General features: G+C 66.5%; 5 protein-coding genes and 1 pseudogene. 4 read left to right on the forward strand and 2 right to left on the reverse strand.

Translation table 11 applies throughout. The annotated features are described in order from the left end of the window. Nucleotides 1–78: 78 nt before the first annotated feature. On the reverse strand, nt 79–918 hold the full coding sequence (locus CC117_RS07890; RefSeq protein WP_071083099.1) for a TauD/TfdA dioxygenase family protein: 840 nt from the start codon (nt 916–918) through the stop codon (nt 79–81). A gap of 248 nt (nt 919–1166) precedes the next feature. Here CC117_RS07890 and CC117_RS07895 point away from each other — a divergent pair, with 248 nt between their 5' ends. Both CC117_RS07895 and CC117_RS07900 read left to right on the forward strand, forming a co-directional pair. After that, nucleotides 1167–1916: an SDR family NAD(P)-dependent oxidoreductase gene (locus CC117_RS07895; protein ID WP_116287732.1), complete on the forward strand. Its 750-nt coding sequence runs from the start codon at nt 1167–1169 to the stop codon at nt 1914–1916. Continuing rightward, nucleotides 1909–2892 (forward strand): TIGR03621 family F420-dependent LLM class oxidoreductase, encoded by a 984-nt coding sequence (locus CC117_RS07900; RefSeq protein ID WP_071083101.1) that lies wholly within the window; start codon nt 1909–1911, stop codon nt 2890–2892. Before CC117_RS07895 ends, CC117_RS07900 begins: the two co-directional genes overlap by 8 nt. A 270-nt stretch (nt 2893–3162) precedes the next feature. On the opposite strand, the gene CC117_RS07905 is transcribed toward CC117_RS07900, so the two are convergent. Continuing rightward, on the reverse strand, nt 3163–4092 hold the full coding sequence (locus tag CC117_RS07905) for a TIGR03564 family F420-dependent LLM class oxidoreductase (RefSeq protein ID WP_071083102.1): 930 nt from the start codon (nt 4090–4092) through the stop codon (nt 3163–3165). Nucleotides 4093–4401: 309 nt separating this feature from the next. Here CC117_RS07905 and CC117_RS07910 point away from each other — a divergent pair, with 309 nt between their 5' ends. Next, nucleotides 4402–5385 (forward strand): aldo/keto reductase, encoded by a 984-nt coding sequence (locus tag CC117_RS07910; protein ID WP_071083103.1) that lies wholly within the window; start codon nt 4402–4404, stop codon nt 5383–5385. Nucleotides 5386–5872: 487 nt separating this feature from the next. Continuing rightward, nucleotides 5873–6183, forward strand: a pseudogene (locus CC117_RS07915) (hypothetical protein); the annotation flags it as partial.

Genomic DNA, 6183 nt, shown 5'->3' on the forward strand with positions numbered 1-6183 from the left:
CCCACCCACAACCGGAAAAGTTCCTGGTCAACGCACTAGGTCCCCGCTACGGGCTGTTTGCGCAGGCGCGCCGCCCCGCTATGCGGCGGTGACGAGCTCCTGGCCCACCAGCGTGGTGCGATGCATCAGACGGCGAGATGTCGGCTGGAAAGGCAACGCGCGGTGGAGCATCCCGGTGTTGTCCCAGATCACGAGATCGCCGCGACGCCAATGGTGCCGGAGGGAGAATTGCGGCTGCGTCGACCACGCGAGCAGACGATCCAAGAGCTCCCTGCCTCGGTCGGCTGGCCAACCGACGACCTCGCCCGCGGTTGCCCCGACGAGCAGTGACCTGCGCCCACTTCGTCGGGTCCACACGAGCGGGTGCACCCGCGAGGGCACCCTGGCCCACTTGGCCTGCTGCTCGTCCGTGGCGTCGGGATAGGCGATGCGCTGGGCGGCGGCGAAGCTGTGGACCACCCGCAGGTCGGCTATCTGCGCCTTGTCCTCGTCGGAGAGCGCATCGTACGCGRCATAGGTGTTGGCGAACTCGGTGTCACCCCCGGCAGGATCGACCTCGCGGGCGGTGAGTAGCGTCCCCTTCTGGGGGAGGTCGTCGGTGGCACCGTCGATGTGCCACAGGAAGTTTCCCTGGCGATAGCCAGCCAGCACGCTCTTCGCCGGGTCAAGGGTGATCTTGGCGATTTCGGGGTGCTCGCCGGGGTCGTTGACCTTGGGTACGACGACCTCACCCAGCAGGCGGCTGAAACTGATCAGATCATCGTCGTTGATGTGGATTTCCCGGTACACGACGACGCCATGTTGATCTAAAGCCGCCTGACAGTCGTCCGCGGCCTTACGGTCCACGAGCTCTCGACCTGTGAGTCCTGTGATCTCGACACCGATCTTCGGTGCAAGCTTGGTGGTCACAGGGGACATGACTTCCTCCGGCTCTTTCAGAGGTGCAGGATCCGTGTGCCGATCCGGCGCGTTCTGACCGCGCCCTCCTGCGAGCAAAGGCAGGCCGGACCGCTCCCGGCCGCGGCCCCGGATGCAGCCCTGACCGTCGATGCTGTACGACCGTACCATAGGTCACATAATATTCGGTCGTCCAACATCTTCTGGGCGGTCAGGCGATGCTGCGCTCGGCCGACAGGGCGACTCGTGCCAGCGGAGGGATTGATCACGTGGGAGGACGGCTCAGTGGCAAGGTTGCGATCATTACGGGCGCCGGTTCGGGCATAGGGCACGCGAGTGCCCGACTCTTCGCCGCCGAGGGAGCGAAGGTCATCTGCGCCGATTTCAGCGGCGATGAAGAGCGGACCGCCGACGAGATCGGTGAGGCCGCAGTGGYGGTTCACGTCGACGTCGCGGTCGCCGCAGACGTCGAGCGGATGGTCGCTATCGCGGAGAACCGTTTCGGAAAGCTCGACATCCTCTTCAATAATGCTGGTATCGGCGGTCCCAAACTGCTCATCACCGAGCAGACAGAGGAGGACTACGACCGCGTCCTCGACGTGAACCTCAAAGGCGTTTTCCTTGGGATGAAGTATGGCATTCAGGCCATGCTCCGCAACGGCGGAGGCTCCGTGGTCAACACCGCGTCAGCAGCCGGACTGGTCGGATGGAGAAAGAACGCCGTATACGGCGCATCGAAAGGCGGCGTCATCCAGATGACCAAGGCTGTGGCGCTCGACTTCGCGGACAAAGACGTACGGGTCAACGCCCTCTGCCCAGGAATGACCTGGACCGGATTAGTGCCGGGCTCAAGAGAGCACTCGGAACCGCCCGCCGACGCCCCGGCGCCTCCTCAGCCGATGCRCCGGTGGGGTCTTTCCAGCGAGCTGGCAGCGGCCGCGATCTTCCTCGCGAGCGACGAGTCGTCCTTCGTCACCGGGGTGGCCCTTCCCGTCGACGGCGGCTACGTCTGTGCGTAGCACACGCCCGTTCCGCTTCGCCGTCCAGACCACCACCGCAACCTCCGCTGACCAGTGGCGTGACCTTGCCCGCAGGGTCGAGGACCTCGGCTACTCGACCCTGTTCCTCGCAGACCACTACATCGGTCCCGGACCGGTCAGCGCCCGCACTCTGCTACGCCCGCAGCATCTGGCCCCCATCGCAGCCATGGCCGCCGCGGCGGCATGGACATCCACGCTGCGCGTCGGGTGCCGCGTCTTCTGCATCGACTACCACCTGCCTGCGGTGCTGGCGAAGGAGGCGGCAACCCTCGACCTGCTCTCCGACGGGCGCCTGGAGTTCGGGATCGGGGCCGGCACCAACCAGGGCGAGTACGAAGCGATGGGCCTCCCCTTCCACGCGGCTCCTCAGCGTGTCTCGAAGCTCGAGGAAGTCGTCACCCTCATGAAGGCGCACTGGTCAGGAGAGCCGATCGACGTCGCGGGCGATCACGTCAGGGTCAGTGGCTACGCCGGACTGCCGCTCCCCGTCCAACGTCCTCGCCCCCGCATCCTTATCGGTGGCTCCAGGAAGCGCGTCCTGTCCCTGGCCGCGCGTGAGGCCGACATCGTCAGCATGGCCAACGTCGGCTGGAAGCCCGTGAACGACGCCGGCCTCACGCCGCTGGAAGAGGCACAACGGCGCCTCGCCACGATCCGCGAGGCCGCCGGTACGCGATTTCCCGCACTGGAGCTGGAAAGCTCGCCGTACCTGGTGTCCGTGACCGACGACGTCGACCGCTCCTTGGATCGCTGGTCAACCAGCCTGCGCAAGGCCCTCCCCGATGTCACGCCGGAGGTACTGAGAGACCACCCGAATGTGCTGGTCGGCTCGCCGGAGGCGATCATGGATCGCTTGCAGGAACGCCGCGACATAACGGGAGTCAGCTACATCACCATCCCGCGCAAGCAGATCGATGATTTCGCGCCCGTCGTCACCAGGCTGAGCGGCCAGTAGCCAGCCCCGTAGATCATGCGGTGGCACGTCCGTCGTCTGCAGCGCGAAGCGGGCCGTGCGAGCGGGGCGGTGACCGGCGCATCATAGTGAGGGCCTAGCCGGCGTGCCTGGTCCGTTGTCGGCGGTTTCGGGCGCGCAGAGGCCCCGAAGCCAGCACTGCTTGCACCGGTCGGGGGCCTCGGTCGCGCGGATTTTCCCCCTCCACGCGCCGGGCCCCCGACTGCACCCTGAACACCGCAGGGGACCGGACGAGATTGAGCATCCGTCGGTCTAGCCCTGGTCGAGAAGCTCACGGAGCAGATCGGTGGTGCGCCGCCGGGAAAGCGCCCGCGCCTCCCTCGTGTCGCCCACCGGGACCACGTTGGCCCAGATGTCGGTGGCACCAGCGTCGATCAGGTTGCGGAGCTGGTCACGTACGGAGGCCTCGTCACCGACGATGGCAGCCTCGGTCGCGGTGGAGGCCCCGCCGATCCTGAGGATGCGCTGGTAGTTGGGCAGGCTGCCGTAACCGGCGGCGGTAGCTGCCGTGGCCGCACGGGCCTCGTTCGGATCATCGTGGACGGCGACGGGCAGTCCGGCGACGATGCGCGGGGCCGGGCGGCCCACCGCCGTCGCCGCGGCGTGCACCTTCGGCGCCACGTGGGTCTCGATCGCCCGTGCCGGGGCCATCCAGAGCACCACACCGTCGGCGAGCTGGCCGGCGACCCGGAGCAGGCGGGGCGACAAGGCCGCGAGCAGTACGGGCACCCGATGGCTGATGGGAACCATCCGCTCGGCGGTGCGTGCAGTCCAGTCCTCGCCCTTGACATCGACGGCCTCACCACGAAGCAGGCCGGTGAGGATGGTGACGTACTCCTCGGTGCTGCGGCCAGGATGGTCGTAGGACAGGCCATAGACGTCCCGGATCAAGCCCTCATGCGAGGGGCCGAGGCCCAGGGTGAAACCGGGCCGGTTCATCGCGGAGACGACGGACGCGGCACGGTTGGCCTGCAGCAGAGGATGACAGGGATAGGTCTGCAGGACGGCGGTGCCCAGTTCGATCCTGGTCGTCTCGCGGCCCGCAACAGCCATGGCGACGAGCGGGTCACCGGTGACGGCGCTCGCATACCACAGAGACGTGAAGCCCTCAGCCTCAGCTTCCTTCGCCTGCTGGACAATCTTGTCCGCCGAGCTACCCCCACCGGTCAAACCGATGCGCACTTCGACCTCCCCGTGACTGCTGTACAGACGTCCTACTAGTCGTACGAATGTACAGTTCGGCGTCCGCCGCCCGACAGTAGAAGCTGGTGTTGCTCTCGGTAGTCATGGATGCACTCTGGTGACAGCGTCGAGATCTACAATGTGCGGGTTCAAGCGGCCAGCCGTCACCGGATTCCGCCCGCGTGCGAGCAGCACGACCCCTTGATCCGCCGGGCGTGGAATCGGGCAGTTGACCGGTTCCACGCAGGAGGCGGCGGYGTCCTCGCTCCGCTGCCGGCACCACCATCCATAACAAGGCGAAATATGATCATGAGGGGTGCGCTGCTGGGCACAGACACCCTGGGAAGGAGCGGACTCGAGGTGTCGGCAGTCGGGCTCGGCTGCATGATGCTCCGCGACACCGAGACCGCACCGGAGGTGATCCGCCGTGCGGTGGACCTGGGCGTCACCCTCTTCGACACCGCCGAGATCTACGGCCCCTTCACCAACGAAGAGCTCGTCGGTCAGGTCCTCGCGCCCGTCCGGGACCAAGTCGTGATCGCCACGAAATTCGGCTTCGACTTCGACTACGCCACCGCAGAGCGGCAGGGGGAACTCGACAGCCACCCCGAGCACATCCGCGCCGCCGTTGACGGGTCACTGCGCCGGCGCGGCACCGACCACATCGACCTGCTCTACCAGCACCGCGTCGACCCCGACATTCCGATCGAAGACGTCGCCGGCACCGTCAGGGATCTGGTCGCCGAAGGCAAGGTCGGTCACTTCGGGCTCTCCGAAGCCGGTGTCGACGTCATCCGCCGCGCCCACGCCGTCCAGTCGGTCACCGCGGTGCAGAGCGAGTACTCGCTGTGGTGGCGGGAACCCGAGGAGYAGATCCTGCCCCTGCTGCAGGAGCTGGGCATCGGGTTCGTGCCCTACAGCCCACTGGGCAAAGGATTCCTGACCGGCAGCATCACGGCGGCGCTCGGCGACGACGACTGGCGCAAGATCTTCCCCCGTTTCACCCCACAGATGATCGAACGCAGCCAGGGCCTGGTCGATCTGCTCGGACGCATCGCCGCCCGGCACGACGCGACCCCCGGCCAGATCGCGCTCGCCTGGATCCTCGCCGGCAACCCGTGGGCAGTACCGATCCCCGGCACCCGCCGCCTGGAACGAATCGAGGAGAACATCGCCAGCACCGACGTGCAGCTGACCGACCAGGACCTCGCGGAGATCCGAGACGCCGCCGGAGCATTCCAACTCACGGGCGACCGCTACCTGCCGGCGATGCAGAAGCTCATCAACCGCTAAAGATCACGACGCCCGACGGAGGGCAACGACACGGCCTCGGTGGTACGTCAACGGCGTCGTCGCGCGCACCGTCGTCTCGGGATCTTTTGGTTCACGACCACGCAACCGCGCGACTTCCCCCTCCCCCGCAGGACGCATGCAGATCCCGCCCGGTCGGCCGCTCCGCCATCCCCGCTCTGAGACGGCATGGGTGTACCGCCGCCGGCTGCGGTCCCTTGACCGGCCACCCCCTATCGCTACYCCTAGTAATCAAGATTTGTCGGTACACCCGGGAATCGAACCAGACGATCAATGCCCCGACCTGGACATCTTGCATTCGATCAACCAGCAGATCTCATAGCTTTTACCTATTTGCCCAGGTCAGGGCATTGTTACGCATCGTGGTGGACCTAACGCAACACAATAAGAACCGCCTGATCTTGATTCAGGGTCCCGAGATCACCGTCCGGCCGGTCTCCACGAGGCTCCTGGCCAGGGGCGATGCCCAGTGAGCGCCCGGCCAGCAACCTCGCCAGCCGGATCGAACACATGTTCCGTAGACCTGGTGGGTCCGAACGGCACCGCCCGCATGGTGACCGTGATCGTGGGGACCGTCGTCGGGTTGACCTTCCTCTTCGGCCTGGGCAATGTCGCCACACTCGGTATCCGTCTGGGGGTTCCGACCTACGTCGCGATCCTCGTGGCGCCGGCAGTTGATCTCTCGGTCGTCGGACTCCTCCTCGGCGCACGCCACCTCACCCTGCACGGCGGACCCGCCGACGTCATTCGCACCGCACGACGCCTACTGATCTTCACCAG

The organism is Parafrankia colletiae (assembly GCF_001854655.1).
Lineage (GTDB): Bacteria > Actinomycetota > Actinomycetes > Frankiales > Frankiaceae > Parafrankia > Parafrankia colletiae.